Consider the following 15,746-nt stretch of genomic DNA (forward strand, 5'->3'; position numbering starts at 1 on the left):
AGAGTAGGACGTCGCCAAGCTATTTATATTGTCGCGGGGTGGAGCAGCACGGTAGCTCGTCGGGCTCATAACCCGAAGGTCGCAGGTTCAAATCCTGTCCCCGCAACCAAATGGTCCCGTGGTGTAGTGGTTAACATGCCTGCCTGTCACGCAGGAGATCGCCGGTTCGACCCCGGTCGGGACCGCCATTTCATATAAAGAAAAGAACGAAACAAGTTGTTTCGTATTTTTTTATTTGTTTTAACAAAAAACTAATAAAGACAGTCAAACTATCCTTAGGACAACTCCTAAGGACTTTTTTATATATTCAAAACCTGTATAATAAAGAGCAGAGAACATTGTGAGTAAAGTAGGTGAAGTCTGTGAGTAAATATGAAGTAACAACAAAATCTTCTGAGGAAACACAAAGGTTATCAGAAAAACTAGGTGAGCTCGTAGAGGCACAAGACGTAATTATTTTAGAAGGAGATCTTGGAGCTGGTAAGACGACTTTTACAAAGGGACTAGCAAAAGGTCTTGGAGTGAAAAGAGTTGTAAATAGTCCTACCTTTAATATCATTAAAGAATATAAAGGAAGATTACCGCTATATCATATGGACGTGTATCGCTTAGCAGAAAGTGAAGAGGACTTAGGCTTTGATGAATATTTCTACGGTGAAGGAATTACGGTAGTAGAATGGGCTCATTTAATAGAAGCATATTTACCGAATGAAAAGTTACAAATTAGTTTATTCCATGCTGGAGATGACACAAGAAAAATTATACTCGAGCCAATTGGAGATCGCTATATTAGATTATGTGAGGAGCTATTACAAGATGAAAGTACTAGCAATTGATACTTCAAATTACGTAATGGGTGTATCCCTTATTGAGGAAGAAAACGTAATTGGGGAAATCATTACAAATTTAACAAAAAACCATTCTGTACGTCTTATGCCAGCTGTAGAGAAACTGTTAAAAGAATGCGGTGTAAAACCGAAGGAATTAACTAAAATCGTTGTAGCTGCTGGACCTGGATCCTATACAGGTGTTCGTATAGGCGTGACAGCGGCGAAAACATTAGCTTGGTCACTTCAAATACCAATTGTAGGTGTATCAAGTTTAGAGGTAGTAGCTGCAAACGGTGCTAACTTTAACGGGTTAATTTGTCCTTTATTTGATGGAAGACGTGGGCAAATTTATACTGGGTTATATACATATGAAGGAGAGCAGTTAACTTCAATAGAAGAAGACCGAATTATTCTTATTGTAGACTGGTTGCAAATGTTAAAAGATAAAGGACAGCCTGTTTTATTTATCGGTAACGATGTTAAATTGCATAAAGAAACAATTATAGAACATTTAGGTGATCAAGCTGTATTCGCTCCATTTACTAAAAATAACCCAAGACCAAGTGAGCTAGCATTCTTAGGATTACAAAAAGAAGAACAAGATGTGCATACGTTTGTTCCAAGCTATCTTCGTTTAGCTGAAGCTGAAACAAAGTGGTTAGAAAGTCAAAACAAGTAGGAGCTTGCAGAAGATGGATATGATATTTAGAAAGATGGAGCTTGATGATATTGCTCAAATTGTAGCTATTGAAGAAGCGTCTTTTTCAACTCCTTGGACTGCAGATGCCTTTCACCGTGAATTAACGATGAATGAACATGCACATTATATTGTGTTAGAAAAAGATGGTCGTGTAGTCGGGTATTGTGGATTGTGGATAATTATTGATGAATCACATATAACAAATATAGCTATTTTGCCAGAATACCGAGGTCAAAAGTTAGGAGATGCCCTATTGAAAGCAGTTATTTCTGAAGCGAAAGAACTAGGGGTAAAAACAATGACACTTGAAGTACGTGTATCAAATGAAGTAGCAAAGCAGTTATACAGAAAATACGGATTTCAAAATGGTGGGATTCGTAAACGATACTATGCAGACAATCAGGAAGATGGTCTCGTAATGTGGGTGAATATATAATGGAAAAAAATACGATTATACTTGGTATTGAAACAAGTTGTGATGAAACAGCAGTAGCAGTTGTTAAAAATGGAACGGAAATTATTGCGAATGTCGTTGCATCACAAATTGAAAGTCATAAACGTTTTGGCGGCGTTGTACCAGAGATTGCATCCCGTCATCATGTAGAAGAAATTACAGTTGTGTTAGAAGAAGCTTTAAAGGAAGCAAATATCACATTTGATGATATTGATGCAATTGCTGTAACAGAAGGTCCTGGTTTAGTAGGAGCACTTCTAATTGGAGTAAATGCAGCGAAGGCAGTAGCGTTTGCACATGATATTCCGTTAGTCGGTGTTCATCATATTGCTGGTCATATTTATGCGAACCGTTTAGTAAAAGAAGTTCAATTCCCGTTATTATCACTTGTTGTATCTGGTGGGCATACAGAACTTGTTTATATGAAAGAACATGGTTCATTCGAAGTAATTGGTGAAACACGAGACGATGCAGCTGGAGAAGCATATGATAAAGTAGCTCGTACGTTATCTATGCCATATCCAGGTGGTCCTCATATTGATCGCCTTGCACATGAAGGAGAACCGACAATTGATTTGCCTCGTGCATGGCTAGAACCGGATTCGTATGATTTTAGCTTTAGTGGATTGAAATCAGCAGTTATCAACACTGTGCATAACGCAAAACAGCGCGGTATAGAAATTGCACCAGAAGATTTAGCGGCAAGTTTCCAAGAAAGTGTAATAGATGTACTTGTAACGAAAGCAGCTCGTGCAGCAGAAGCTTATAATGTAAAGCAATTACTTCTTGCTGGTGGAGTAGCTGCTAATAAAGGACTTCGTGCGCGATTAGAAGAGGAATTTGCACAAAAAGAAAACATTGAATTAATTATTCCGCCGCTATCTTTATGCACAGATAATGCAGCGATGATTGCAGCGGCAGGGACAATTGCTTATGAACAAGGTAAGCGTGCAACATTAGCCTTAAATGCAAATCCAGGATTAGATATTGAAGCATAGTTATACACATAATTAACCACAGGTTGTGGATAAAACCCATATTATCTGTTGATAATGTGGGTTTTATTGTGTATATAAAATGTTGATAACTTTTTTGTTGACTGTGGATAATGTGGAAAAGTTATTTTGATGTTTATTTTATAAAGGTGGATATGTGTATAAACTTGTGGATAAATAGGTTGATGTCAGACCTTTGAATTTGTTCTTTTTCGGGAAATAAAAAGCAAGAAGATATCCCCGAAAAACATTTTGAAACATCTCCCCATTATAGAAGATGCTAATCTTGTCAATCTTTGTCGTTAAAACGATATTTCGTGTCGAATTGTTAATATATATAGGGTTACAATAGATATATTTAAAAAATCGTTAGTATATTCTAAGTTACGATAGATATATTCAAAAAATTGTTTAAGTACTAAAAAAAGATGTCACATAGTCAAAAATCCTGACTTATGAGACATCTTCCTTATTTAAATATGCTTATACATGCAGCTCTTCCCATTCTGCCATACAAGTTTCAAGTTGTTCTTGTAGCGTTTGCTTTTTAGTTGTAATTTCACTAGCTTTTTCATAATCTGCATATATTTCTGGTAAGCAAAGTTGATCTTCTAACGTAGCAATTTCTTCTTCTAATTCCACTATACTTTGTTCTAGCTCTTCAATTTTTCTAGTGCGTTGACGCTCTAGTTTTTTACGCTCTTTTTCTTCTAAATAATTTAATTTCTCTTGTGCAACCACCTTTTGAACAGGAACGTCACTTTCTTGCTGTTCAAGTTCTGCACGTTCAATCATTTCATTTTTCTTTTCAACGTAGTAATCGTAATCCCCTAAATATTCCTGTGCACCTTCTGTTGATAACTCAACCACAGTCGTTGTTACACGGTTAATAAAGTAGCGGTCATGTGAGACGAATAGAAGAGTCCCTGGGTAATCAATTAAAGCATTCTCCAAAATCTCTTTACTATTTAAATCAAGGTGGTTCGTAGGCTCATCTAGAATTAACAAATTTGACTTTTGCATCATAAGTTTTGCAAGAGCTAATCGAGCTTTTTGTCCACCACTAAGGGAAGATACTGGTTTCAGTACATCATCTCCTGTGAATAAAAAATTCCCAAGTATAGTACGGATTTCTTTTTCCGGTTGCAGTGGATATTCATCCCATAGTTCATTTAAAACCCGTTTAGAAGATGTTAAGTTTGCTTGTTCTTGATCATAATAACCAACAGATACATTTGATCCGAAAGAAACATCACCATTTAATAGTGGTAACTTATTCACAATGGATTTTAACAATGTGGATTTCCCAATTCCGTTTGGACCAACTAAAGCAACACTATCTCCGCGAGTTAAGCGCATAGTTACATGTTCAATTATAGGGTTTCCATCATAGCCGATGGTTGCATCATTTACTTGTAAAACATCATTTCCACTTTGTTTTTCAATATCGAAGTGGAATGATGCTGACTTAGAATCCCCTAATGGTCTCGTTAATAATTCCATTCTGTCTAGTTGTTTACGGCGACTTTGAGCACGTTTCGTTGTAGAAGCGCGAGCTATATTCTTTTGAACGAAGTCCTCAAGTTTTGCGATTTCATCTTGTTGTTTTTCGTAACGTTTCATTTCTTGCTCATATAATGCTGATTTTAAGTCTAAATATTTACTGTAGTTACCAACAAATCGTCTGCTTTCTTTATTCGAAATTTCATATACTTGTGTAACGAGTTTGTCTAAGAAATAACGGTCATGTGAGACGATTAATATTGCGCCAGGATAACCTTGCAAATATTGCTCAAGCCATGTTAATGTTTCGATGTCTAAATGGTTTGTAGGCTCGTCCAAAATAAGTAAGTCTGGTTTTGTTAATAATAATTTCCCGAGAGCTAATCTTGTTTTTTGCCCGCCGCTTAAAGTAGAGATCGTCGTCTGGTGCGTTTCAACTGGGAAGCCAAGGCCGCTTAAAATGGAGCGAATATCCGCTTCATATTGATATCCACCTTGATCTTTATAATTGAGTTGTAGTTGGTCATAATCAGCTAACAATCTTTCATATGTAGCTTCGTTTGAAAAGTTTTCTTCTTTTCCCATTTCTTGCTCAAGCCTTCGAAGTTTTGTCTCCATTTGCTGTAAGTGGGTAAAGACGGTTAGCATTTCATCCCAAATTGTTAAAGACGTTTCTAGTCCAGTATTTTGAGCTAAATATCCGATTGAGACATCTTTCGGTTTTATAATTTCGCCACCATCATGAGATAATTCACCAGCGATAATTTTTAATAATGTAGATTTTCCTGCTCCATTCCTTCCAACTAATGCGATACGATCTTTTGTTTGTACTTCCAATTTTATGTTTGCAAGAATCGTTTCTGCACCGTATAATTTCGAAAGCGCGTTTACTTGTAATAAAATCAATGTTTTCACCTCAAATAATTTCTTAACTTTGCCATGTTTATATTTCTCAATCATACTAAAAATAGTGTATAGTTTAAAATAAAGAGAGAATACTTCTTCTCTTTATTATACAAGGAATTTAATGAGTGCTAAACTTCTGTATTTGATTAAAGTATATGAATAAAGATAGGAAGAGAGGAGAGGTCATATGGATCAGCAAAAGATTCCACAAGCCACTGCTAAAAGATTGCCTCTATACTATCGATTTATCCAAAACTTATCTCTTTCTGGTAAGCAGCGTGTTTCATCGGCCGAATTGAGTGAGGCAGTAAAAGTAGATTCCGCAACAATACGAAGAGATTTTTCGTATTTTGGAGCGTTAGGGAAAAAGGGATATGGATATAACGTAAATTATTTATTATCATTTTTCCGCGAAACACTTGATCAAGATGATATAACACGTGTAGCACTTATTGGAGTAGGTAATTTAGGGACCGCTTTCTTACATTATAATTTCACGAAAAACAATAATACAAAAATTGAAATGGCATTTGATGTTAGTGAAGAGAAAGTTGGAACAGAAATCGGGGGCATTCCTGTATATCATTTAGATGAATTAGAAGAGAGATTATCAAATGATATACAAGTGGCAATATTAACAGTACCGGCTACAGTAGCACAAGCTGTAGCAGATAGATTAGCTGAAACAAGCGTGCACGGTATTTTGAATTTCACACCAGCGCGATTAAACGTATCAGAGAATATTAGAATTCATCATATTGACTTAGCTGTAGAGTTACAAACATTAGTTTACTTTTTGAAAAACTATCCACAATAAAACGCAGAGGAAGCGACCTCTGCGTTTTATTATTGTTTCTTCTTTGTGAATTTAACTAATATAAGGCGAAGTGCCAAATTAAAATCAATTGTTGCCATAACTGCAAATAGTATTGTCCACATATTCCAGATTGTATCTGTCACGTTCGTAATGGCGAAGCGTGTAAAGATACATCCAAGAAGGAAGTATAGTGCAGCCATGAACAATGGTGAGTTTCTCATACAAAAAATCCTCCGATAAAGCCTTGCATTTTTTCAGCTTCTTTAATCATTTCTTGAATTTGTTCATTGCTCATAAAAATTTGCCCAATAGCGACTAATGTATTCATCGCAACATGAGCTGCAATCGGAACGATAATACGTTTCGTCTTCACATATAAGAAGGCGAATACGAGCCCCATAGCAGTGTATACCAATAAGTGAGTAAAATCAAAATGAATTGTTGCGAATACAAGCGAACTAATGATAGCTGCGATAAAGAAGTTAAACTTCTTATAAAGCGTGCCGAATAGAATTTTTCTAAATACGATTTCTTCTAAGATAGGTCCAATTATAGATACAACAATAAGGAACCAAGGTATCGTTCTTGCGATGTCCATCAGTCTGTCTGTATTCTCAGATCCACGTGGAACCCCAAATACATACATTTCAATCATACCTGCAATGGATTGTGAGATGATTGCTAAGAAGAACCCGATAAAAATCCATCCAATAGTAGCTGGAACAGAAGAGCGCATTGGATCTAAATGCCTGTCACGAATATCTGTTCTAAGTAACCAAAGCACGATACATAATGCAATAAAGAAGCTAATGATTGCCCAGTGTCCCGTTATGATTTGTCCTTTTTCTTCAATGGTAAATCCTCTATTATCATAGAGTCCTGTTTTTAGGAGAAGTGGTAATCCAACAACGCCAGATAACTGCATTAAAATGTATGTAACGATAATCCACCAGTATTGTTTCTTCAAATGGTTTAACCATCCTTTCTAACTATAGTGTATGAGATAAGTTAGGATAACATGTAAATATGCTACCTACGATATAAACCTCTTGAATTATGTTTTTTTCGTAAATCCTTATTTGAAATTATAATAGAAGACAGGAGAAAGTTGTATGTGTAGCGAAAACAACTTAGGGTGTCCTTTCATATTGTAACATACGAGCAGTGGAAACAACGATTCATATAGTAAAGGCAGTATTGTATATAGAAAGTTTATATAGTGATTTGCGAAAAAATTATGATTTTTTTACTTGCAAAAGAAATTGAGATTATTTATTATTATAAGTGTGTTAGCACTCGGATGACTTGAGTGCTAATAAAAGAAATTTACATAACAAAATGAGGAGGTTATTGTTCATGCTAAAGCCATTAGGTGATCGCGTTGTAATTGAGCTTGTTCAAGCAGAAGAAAAAACAGCAAGTGGTATCGTATTACCAGATACTGCAAAAGAAAAACCACAAGAGGGTAAAGTTGTTGCAGTAGGTACTGGTCGAGTGCTTGAGAATGGTGAGCGTGTTGCTTTAGAGGTAGCAGCAGGTGATCTTATCATCTTCTCAAAATATGCAGGTACTGAAGTGAAATATGAAGGTACAGACTACTTGATTTTACGTGAAAGTGACATTTTAGCAGTTATCGGTTAATTATATAAATCTTAAAAAATCCAAGGGGGTCAATTATTATGGCGAAAGATATTAAATTTAGTGAAGAAGCACGTCGTTCGATGCTTCGCGGTGTCGACACTCTTGCAAACGCAGTAAAAGTTACGCTTGGACCAAAAGGTCGTAACGTTGTACTTGAGAAAAAATTTGGTTCACCACTTATTACAAATGATGGTGTAACAATCGCAAAAGAAATCGAATTAGAAGATGCATTCGAAAACATGGGTGCGAAATTAGTAGCAGAAGTTGCTAGCAAAACAAATGACGTAGCTGGTGACGGAACAACAACTGCAACTGTATTAGCGCAAGCTATGATTCGTGAAGGTCTTAAAAACGTAACAGCTGGTGCGAACCCAATGGGTCTTCGTAAAGGTATCGAAAAAGCTGTTACTGCTGCAATTGAAGAATTAAAAACGATTTCTAAACCAATCGAAGGCAAATCTTCTATCGCACAAGTAGCTGCTATTTCTGCAGCTGACGAAGAAGTAGGTCAATTAATCGCTGAAGCAATGGAGCGCGTTGGTAACGACGGCGTTATTACTTTAGAAGAGTCTAAAGGATTCACAACAGAATTAGACGTAGTAGAAGGTATGCAATTTGATCGTGGCTATGCATCTCCTTACATGATTACTGATTCTGACAAAATGGAAGCAGTTCTTGATAACCCATATATCTTAATTACTGACAAAAAGATTTCTAACATTCAAGAAATCTTACCAGTATTAGAGCAAGTGGTACAACAAGGTAAACCACTTCTTATCATTGCTGAAGATGTAGAAGGCGAAGCATTAGCTACATTAGTAGTGAACAAACTTCGTGGTACATTCAATGTAGTAGCTGTTAAAGCTCCTGGATTTGGTGACCGTCGTAAAGCAATGCTAGAAGATATCGCAATCTTAACTGGTGGCGAAGTGATCACTGAAGAATTAGGCCGTGACTTAAAATCTGCTACAGTTGAATCTTTAGGACGCGCTGGTAAAGTTGTTGTTACAAAAGAAAACACAACTGTAGTTGAAGGTGTAGGAAGCACAGAACAAATCGAAGCTCGCATCGGTCAAATCCGTGCGCAATTAGAAGAAACAACTTCTGAATTCGATCGTGAAAAATTACAAGAGCGTCTTGCTAAACTAGCAGGTGGCGTAGCAGTAATTAAAGTAGGTGCAGCAACTGAAACTGAGTTAAAAGAGCGCAAACTTCGCATTGAAGATGCACTTAACTCAACTCGTGCAGCAGTAGAAGAAGGTATCGTTGCAGGTGGTGGTACTTCACTTATGAACGTATACACAAAAGTAGCTTCTATCGTAGCTGAAGGCGACGAAGCAACAGGTATCAACATCGTACTTCGTGCACTAGAAGAGCCAGTTCGTCAAATCGCAATCAACGCTGGTCTAGAAGGATCTGTAGTTGTAGAGCGTCTAAAAGGCGAAAAAGTAGGCGTTGGTTTCAACGCAGCTACTGGCGAATGGGTTAACATGCTTGAGTCTGGTATCGTAGATCCAGCTAAAGTAACTCGTTCTGCACTTCAAAACGCAGCATCTGTTGCAGCTATGTTCTTAACAACTGAAGCTGTAGTAGCTGACAAGCCAGAACCAAATGCACCAGCAATGCCTGACATGGGCGGCATGGGCATGGGCGGTATGGGCGGAATGATGTAATTCCGTTTGTCCTAAAAAACATCCATTTCTATATAGAAATGGATGTTTTTTTATGTTTTTTAGAAAAGGAAATGAATTTCTGTAGAATTTTGTCGCTTTCTCTCTTGACCATATTGATACTTCATTGTTAGAATCTAGGAAGATAATATAAAACGATCCTTCATATATCCTCAATGATATGGTTTGAGAGTCTCTACCGGGTTACCGTAAACAACCTGACTATGAAGGCAGTGTGTCTTATATTTATAAAGAGCGGAGACTATCTTTCTTTATAAAGCCAGACCCCTGCCTTTTCTTTGTTATGAGACTAGAGGCGGAGGACTGGCTTTTTTTATTATATTGGTAATGCTTTTCGCCAAATTGGTGAAAATATTTATATACGAGAACTAACGTTGGGGTGATTATTTTGAAGAAACAACACGATACAATTATCGTTTTAGATTTTGGAAGTCAATACAATCAGTTAATAGCACGTCGAATTCGTGAGTTCGGTGTATACAGTGAACTTCATCCACATACAATTACTGCAGAAGAAATTAAAGCAATGAATCCAAAAGGGATTATTTTCTCTGGTGGACCAAATAGTGTATACGGTGAAGGTGCATTACATTGTGATGAAAAAATCTTTGAACTAGGTTTACCAATCTTCGGTATTTGTTACGGTATGCAGCTTATGACGCAACACTTCGGTGGTAAAGTAGAGCGTGCAAATCACCGTGAGTACGGAAAAGCTGTTCTTAAAGTAGAGAACGAATCAAAATTATATGCGAACCTTCCAGAAGAGCAAGTTGTATGGATGAGCCATGGCGACTTAGTAACTGGTTTACCTGAAGGATTCGTAGTAGATGCAACAAGTGAGTCTTGCCCAATTGCTGGTATGAGCAATGAAGCGAAAAACTTATACGGTGTACAATTCCACCCAGAAGTACGACACTCTGAGCACGGTAACGATTTAATTAAAAACTTCGTATTCGGTGTATGTGGTTGTTCTGAAGGATGGAACATGGAGAACTTTATTGAAGTAGAATTAGAAAAGATTCGTGAAACTGTTGGAGACAAAAAAGTACTATGCGCACTTAGTGGCGGTGTAGACTCTTCTGTTGTAGCAGTATTAATTCATAAAGCAATTGGTGATCAATTAACATGTATTTTCGTTGACCACGGTTTACTTCGTAAAGGTGAAGCAGAAGGCGTTATGAAAACATTTAGCGAAGGCTTCCATATGAACGTTATTAAAGTGGATGCAAGAGACCGCTTCATGGACAAGTTAAAAGGTGTAGAAGATCCAGAACAAAAACGTAAAATCATCGGTAACGAATTCATTTACGTATTTGATGATGAAGCGTCAAAATTACAAGGTATGGACTTCTTAGCGCAAGGTACACTTTACACAGATATCGTTGAGAGTGGTACAGCAACTGCGCAAACAATTAAATCTCACCATAACGTTGGTGGACTTCCAGAAGACATGCAGTTCAAATTAATTGAGCCTTTAAACACGTTATTTAAAGACGAAGTACGTGTATTAGGATCTGAATTAGGAATTCCTGATGAAATCGTATGGCGTCAACCATTCCCAGGACCGGGTCTTGGTATTCGTGTATTAGGTGAAATCACAGAAGAGAAATTAGAAATCGTTCGTGAATCTGATGCGATTTTACGTGAAGAAATTATTAAAGCGGGCTTAGACCGTGAAATCTGGCAATACTTCACTGCGCTTCCTGGTATGCGTAGCGTAGGTGTTATGGGTGACGAGCGTACTTACGATTACACAGTAGGTATCCGTGCGGTAACATCTATCGACGGTATGACAGCTGACTGGGCACGTATCCCTTGGGACGTATTAGAGAAAATCTCTGTACGTATCGTAAACGAAGTAAAACACGTTAACCGTATCGTGTATGATGTAACGAGTAAGCCACCAGCAACTATTGAGTGGGAATAGTATTTATAAAAAGGTCCATCTATTGCTTATGCATAGGTGGATCTTTTTTATTTTGGTGTTAATACGAACGAAACTATAAAAGTTTATAAAAACGTTCGTTTTTAAATTGACAAAACTACTTCGTCGAGTTAATATGATTATGTAATTCAAACAAAAAGTGAATATTATAGCCGTCGTATAATATCGGGGATATGGCCCGAAAGTTTCTACCTAGCTACCGTAAATGGCTTGACTACGAGGCGTTTTTATAAAGGTGAGGGGAATCTTATCTTTATTCATAGAACGCTTCCATGTATATATGCAATGGAAGCCTTTTTTGTTTCTCGGGATAAAAGAGGGCTAGGAGAAATGCGGCGAGTAATCATATAACGGGGGAAACGTAGGATGAAACGCTATTTTCAGTTTGATGAGCTCGGTACGAATTATAAGACTGAGTTCATAGCAGGGTTAACGACATTTCTATCTATGGCTTACGTACTATTTGTCAATCCTGCTACGCTGTCGCTTGGAAATGTTAAAGGGTTACCAGCAGGTACAGGGATGGATCCAGGTGCAGTATTCGTTGCTACGGCATTAGCGGCAGCGATCGGTTCGTTAATTATGGGTATTTTCGCGAAGTATCCAATTGCTTTAGCGCCAGGTATGGGAATTAACGCGTTCTTTGCTTATACAGCAGTGTTAACGATGGGGATTCCATGGCAAACAGCAATTGCCGGAACATTAATGTCAGGTATTATCTTTATTATTCTTACTGCTTCAGGTATTCGTGAAAAAATCATCAATGCAATTCCATCGGAGTTAAAGTTTGCAGTAGCAGCAGGTATCGGATTGTTCATTGCATTTCTTGGATTCCAAAATGCCGGAATTATCGTGAAAAATGATGCAGTTCTTGTTGGGTTGGGGGACTTAACAAAGGGTACAACGTTACTAGCAATCTTCGGGGTTGTTACTACGATCATCTTCATGATTAAGAAAATTAATGGTGCAGTATTTTACGGTATGATTCTTACAGCGATCTTAGGAGTGGCAACAGGATTAATTGATACTCCGAAAGCTGTAGTGGGAGCAATACCGAGTCTAGAACCAACGTTCGGCGTGGCGTTAACGCACTTCGGAGATATTTTTACAGTTCAAATGGGGATTGTTATTATAACGTTCTTCTTTATCGATTTCTTTGATACAGCAGGTACGCTTGTAGCGGTTGCGAATCAAGCTGGATTAATGAAGAACAATAAATTACCACGTGCAGGAAAAGCGTTATTTGCAGATGCGATTGCAACTGTAATTGGTGCGATCTTGGGTACATCAACAACAACGTCTTACATTGAATCGTCTGCAGGGGTAGCAGCAGGAGGACGTTCTGGATTTACAGCAGTTGTAACAGCAGGATTCTTTTTACTGGCACTATTCTTCTCGCCATTACTAAGTGTTGTAACGCCAGCTGTAACGGCGCCGGCTTTAATTATTGTAGGAATCTTGATGGTTTCTTCCTTAGGGGAAATTGATTGGAAGAAATTCGAGATTGCAGTACCAGCATTCTTTACAATTATCTCTATGCCACTTACGTATAGTATCGCAACTGGGATTGCGATTGGATTTATCTTCTATCCAATTACAATGGTAGTAAGTGGTCGTCGTAAAGAGGTTCATCCGATTATGTATGTTATGGGAGTTTTATTCGTACTATATTTCATCTACGTTCGTAAATAAAAGGGGTTTTTTAAAGGTCTAGACTTAAGGGGAGTCTAGACCTTTTTTGCGTCTTCAGAAAATCTTAAGGATTTCCGAGCGTTTTTCTTCAGAAGTTTTCCTATAATAGAAGTTAGGGATTAAAAAAGTGATGGGGGAGATATTGTGGCACACGAAACAATACTTGTCGTAGATGATGAAAAAGAAATTCGGAATTTAATTACAATCTATTTAAAGAATGAAGGATATAAAGTATTGCAAGCAGGAGACGGAGAAGAAGGATTACGTCTATTGGAAGAAAATGAAGTACATCTAGTCGTATTAGATATTATGATGCCGAAAGTGGATGGTATTCATATGTGTATGAAGGTAAGGGAAGCGAAAGAAATGCCTATTATTATGCTTTCTGCCAAAACGCAAGATATGGATAAGATTTTAGGATTAACAACAGGGGCAGATGATTATGTAACGAAGCCGTTTAATCCGTTAGAGCTAATTGCACGAATTAAATCTCAGTTACGCCGTTATATGAAAATGAATGGTTTCGCTATTCAAAATGAGGACGAGTTAGAAATTGGGGAGATGAAAATCAACATCTCGACCCATAAAGTTATTGTAGAGGGAGAAGAAGTGAAACTAACTCCGAGGGAATTTTCAATTTTAGAATTGCTAGCTAGAAATCCAGGTATGGTGTTTAGTGCGGAGCAAATTTATGAAAAGGTGTGGAACGAACGATCTTTCCAGTCTGATAATACTGTAATGGTGCATATTCGAAAAGTGCGTGAAAAGATTGAGGAGAATCCAAGGAAACCTAGATATATAAAAACAGTATGGGGAGTGGGGTATAAGATTGAAAAAGATATTTAATCCGTTTACTTATATAAGGAAAATAAGACAATTAATTGAGAAATTAGTAAAGAGCGTACGAAAGAGTATAAGGATTCAATTGATTACTACTTTTGCTGCTTGTGCGTTATTAGGAGTTTTGTCAGCAAAGGCAGCAGCACCGTTTTTTGAGAATGCGAATCGTCAAGCAACTATCGATTATCGGGCTGGTATGGAACAAATTAATCACCAAGCTCAAGGAGCGGCAAATAGTTCGGTTCATGAAAATAAATTAGAAGCTATATCAAATATGATCGAAATGGAGAACCAAAATTTAGAGCAAGGGTCTAGAGCTTTGAAGATATTGGTTACTGATGAAAGTGGTAAAGTTTTATATAAAACAAAGCAAGCGCAAGAAGAGCAAATCGATTTGCATAATACGATTCGTAATGCAGCATCATTCGCGATTAATTATACAGATGGTAGAAATGTATTTGAAAGTACAAGAAAAGAGTTTATATCTTTTTCACCTATTACTATTGAAGGAAAGAATTTGTACATGTTTGTTAGTGGAATTCCAGAGGGAGAGGTAATATATGATACGCAAGAAGGACCATTCCCGTTTTTAATTGGTGTACTTGTATTCATTTTCTCTTTCTTCTATATAACAAAGAGAAAGATGAAGCAGATTGAAGCAATGGCACAAGGCGTAAAGGAAATAGAAAGAGGTAACTTAGCCTACCGCATTGAGAAAAAAGGTGAAGATGAGATTGCGGCTTTAACGGAGAATATTAATAATATGGCAGAAGAGCTTATGAATAATATAGAAAAGGAACGTAAATTAGAAAAGCAAAAGAATGAGCTTATCACAAATGTATCGCATGATTTGCGTACACCACTTACTTCTATTATGGGTTACTTACGATTACTTCGAGATTCTAAATATGAAAATAAAGAACAACACGATGAGTATACGAGAATTGCTTTTGCAAAGTCGGAGCAGTTAAAAAATTTAATAGAAGATTTATTTGAGTATACGAAGTTAACAAATGAACAAGTTGTATTAGAAAAACAAGAAGTATGTGTAAATGAGTTGCTTGAGCAATTAATAGAAGAGTTAGTACCGCAAGCGGAAGAGCATGGACTTACTTTTGTTAAGAAGTTTCCTGAGGAACGTGCTTATGCATCGATTGATTCGGAAAAGATGGTTCGTGTATTTGATAATTTACTAATGAATGCAATTAAGTATAGTAAAGATGATGGAGAGATAAAAGTTTCTCTTCAAAGGCAGCGTAGGGATATACAAATTGTAATTGCGAATCATAGTGAAGAGTTTACAAGAGAAGAGTTAGCGAATTTGTTTGAACGTTTCTATAAGAAGGATCAATCTCGAAGTAGAGTAACGGAAGGGTCGGGACTCGGTTTAGCGATTGCGAAAAGTATTGTTGAGTTACAAGGTGGTAGTATTCGAGCGGAATATAGGGATGGCACTATTCAAATTATCGTCTCGTTACCAATTATAGAAAAATAATAAATGAATAGAATGATATGTGATAAAAAGGCTTATTTTAAAAGAAATAAGCCTTTTTATATTTTTTATAAAAATATATTGACGATTAGAGCTTAGAGGTGTAATATAGAAAAAGTCGCCGATGACATTAACGTCGAAAGCGACAAACGAAATGAAAAACTTAGTTGACATTAACTAACGAAGATGTTAACATAAGGAAGTCGCAAATGAGCGACCAAGTAGTTCTTTGAAAACTGA

The 15,746-nt window shown here is 37.0% G+C and carries 14 protein-coding genes, 2 tRNA genes and 2 riboswitches; of the genes, 13 read left to right on the forward strand and 3 right to left on the reverse strand.

Translation table 11 applies throughout. The features are described 5' to 3' along the window. Positions 1-32: 32 nt before the first annotated feature. From DN401_RS29390 to tsaD, 6 genes are all read left to right on the forward strand, one after another. Positions 33-109, forward strand: a tRNA-Met gene (locus DN401_RS29390). Positions 110-112: 3 nt separating this feature from the next. Beyond that, positions 113-188 (forward strand) — tRNA-Asp (locus DN401_RS29395). Positions 189-362: 174 nt separating this feature from the next. Beyond that, on the forward strand, positions 363-836 hold the full coding sequence (gene tsaE / locus DN401_RS29400) for a tRNA (adenosine(37)-N6)-threonylcarbamoyltransferase complex ATPase subunit type 1 TsaE (RefSeq protein ID WP_000049642.1): 474 nt from the start codon (positions 363-365) through the stop codon (positions 834-836). Then, a complete protein-coding gene (gene tsaB / locus DN401_RS29405) occupies positions 817-1,509 on the forward strand; it encodes a tRNA (adenosine(37)-N6)-threonylcarbamoyltransferase complex dimerization subunit type 1 TsaB (protein WP_000865740.1) in 693 nt (230 codons plus the stop codon). Before tsaE ends, tsaB begins: the two co-directional genes overlap by 20 nt. Before the next feature lie 13 nt (positions 1,510-1,522). Further along, the gene (gene rimI / locus DN401_RS29410) at positions 1,523-1,966 is read left to right on the forward strand and encodes a ribosomal protein S18-alanine N-acetyltransferase (RefSeq protein WP_000367190.1); all 444 of its coding nucleotides are present in this window, start codon (positions 1,523-1,525) and stop codon (positions 1,964-1,966) included. After that, the gene (gene tsaD / locus DN401_RS29415; RefSeq protein WP_000414585.1) at positions 1,966-2,982 is read left to right on the forward strand and encodes a tRNA (adenosine(37)-N6)-threonylcarbamoyltransferase complex transferase subunit TsaD; all 1,017 of its coding nucleotides are present in this window, start codon (positions 1,966-1,968) and stop codon (positions 2,980-2,982) included. The genes rimI and tsaD overlap by 1 nt, the downstream gene beginning before the upstream one ends. 480 nt (positions 2,983-3,462) lie before the next feature. On the opposite strand, the gene DN401_RS29420 is transcribed toward tsaD, so the two are convergent. Next, a complete protein-coding gene (locus tag DN401_RS29420; protein ID WP_000602149.1) occupies positions 3,463-5,388 on the reverse strand; it encodes an ABC-F family ATP-binding cassette domain-containing protein in 1,926 nt (641 codons plus the stop codon). Positions 5,389-5,575: 187 nt separating this feature from the next. Between DN401_RS29420 and DN401_RS29425 the strand changes: the two genes are divergently transcribed. Next, complete coding sequence (locus DN401_RS29425) at positions 5,576-6,205, forward strand: redox-sensing transcriptional repressor Rex (RefSeq protein WP_000372699.1); 630 nt, start codon at positions 5,576-5,578, stop codon at positions 6,203-6,205. Positions 6,206-6,234: 29 nt separating this feature from the next. On the opposite strand, the gene DN401_RS29430 is transcribed toward DN401_RS29425, so the two are convergent. Beyond that, complete coding sequence (locus tag DN401_RS29430; protein WP_001246201.1) at positions 6,235-6,426, reverse strand: YdiK family protein; 192 nt, start codon at positions 6,424-6,426, stop codon at positions 6,235-6,237. Further along, on the reverse strand, positions 6,423-7,172 hold the full coding sequence (locus DN401_RS29435; protein WP_000745324.1) for a CPBP family intramembrane glutamic endopeptidase: 750 nt from the start codon (positions 7,170-7,172) through the stop codon (positions 6,423-6,425). Before DN401_RS29435 ends, DN401_RS29430 begins: the two co-directional genes overlap by 4 nt. A 389-nt stretch (positions 7,173-7,561) precedes the next feature. Here DN401_RS29435 and groES point away from each other — a divergent pair, with 389 nt between their 5' ends. The 6 genes from groES to ampS all read left to right on the forward strand — a co-directional run bounded on the left by groES (position 7,562) and on the right by ampS (position 15,509). Then, the gene (groES, locus tag DN401_RS29440; protein ID WP_000917311.1) at positions 7,562-7,846 is read left to right on the forward strand and encodes a co-chaperone GroES; all 285 of its coding nucleotides are present in this window, start codon (positions 7,562-7,564) and stop codon (positions 7,844-7,846) included. Between the two features lie 38 nt (positions 7,847-7,884). After that, the gene (gene groL / locus DN401_RS29445) at positions 7,885-9,519 is read left to right on the forward strand and encodes a chaperonin GroEL (protein ID WP_001029993.1); all 1,635 of its coding nucleotides are present in this window, start codon (positions 7,885-7,887) and stop codon (positions 9,517-9,519) included. 140 nt (positions 9,520-9,659) lie between these two features. Then, a riboswitch (purine riboswitch) is annotated at positions 9,660-9,761 on the forward strand. Between the two features lie 164 nt (positions 9,762-9,925). Next, positions 9,926-11,464 (forward strand): glutamine-hydrolyzing GMP synthase, encoded by a 1,539-nt coding sequence (gene guaA / locus DN401_RS29450; RefSeq protein ID WP_000743909.1) that lies wholly within the window; start codon positions 9,926-9,928, stop codon positions 11,462-11,464. A 152-nt stretch (positions 11,465-11,616) separates the two neighbouring features. Next, positions 11,617-11,719, forward strand: a riboswitch (purine riboswitch). A gap of 129 nt (positions 11,720-11,848) precedes the next feature. After that, entirely contained in the window at positions 11,849-13,174 is a 1,326-nt protein-coding gene (locus DN401_RS29455; protein WP_000833082.1) for an NCS2 family permease, read from the forward strand. A gap of 144 nt (positions 13,175-13,318) precedes the next feature. Then, positions 13,319-14,020 (forward strand): response regulator transcription factor, encoded by a 702-nt coding sequence (locus DN401_RS29460; protein WP_000929885.1) that lies wholly within the window; start codon positions 13,319-13,321, stop codon positions 14,018-14,020. Further along, complete coding sequence (gene ampS, locus DN401_RS29465) at positions 14,004-15,509, forward strand: aminopeptidase AmpS (RefSeq protein ID WP_000719224.1); 1,506 nt, start codon at positions 14,004-14,006, stop codon at positions 15,507-15,509. The genes DN401_RS29460 and ampS overlap by 17 nt, the downstream gene beginning before the upstream one ends. Positions 15,510-15,746 lie beyond the last annotated feature (237 nt).

Origin of the sequence: Bacillus sp. BF2-3, assembly GCF_008368795.1 — a bacterium.
Lineage (GTDB): Bacteria > Bacillota > Bacilli > Bacillales > Bacillaceae_G > Bacillus_A > Bacillus_A cereus.

Coding starts and splice junctions, on each gene's coding strand:
- groES (WP_000917311.1), top strand. CDS start 7,562: ATGCTAAAGCCATTAGGTGATCGCGTTGTAATTGAGCTTGTTCAAGCA.
- tsaD (WP_000414585.1), top strand. CDS start 1,966: ATGGAAAAAAATACGATTATACTTGGTATTGAAACAAGTTGTGATGAA.
- tsaB (WP_000865740.1), top strand. CDS start 817: ATGAAAGTACTAGCAATTGATACTTCAAATTACGTAATGGGTGTATCC.
- DN401_RS29455 (WP_000833082.1), top strand. CDS start 11,849: ATGAAACGCTATTTTCAGTTTGATGAGCTCGGTACGAATTATAAGACT.
- DN401_RS29430 (WP_001246201.1), bottom strand. CDS start 6,426: ATGAGAAACTCACCATTGTTCATGGCTGCACTATACTTCCTTCTTGGA.
- DN401_RS29425 (WP_000372699.1), top strand. CDS start 5,576: ATGGATCAGCAAAAGATTCCACAAGCCACTGCTAAAAGATTGCCTCTA.
- groL (WP_001029993.1), top strand. CDS start 7,885: ATGGCGAAAGATATTAAATTTAGTGAAGAAGCACGTCGTTCGATGCTT.
- rimI (WP_000367190.1), top strand. CDS start 1,523: ATGGATATGATATTTAGAAAGATGGAGCTTGATGATATTGCTCAAATT.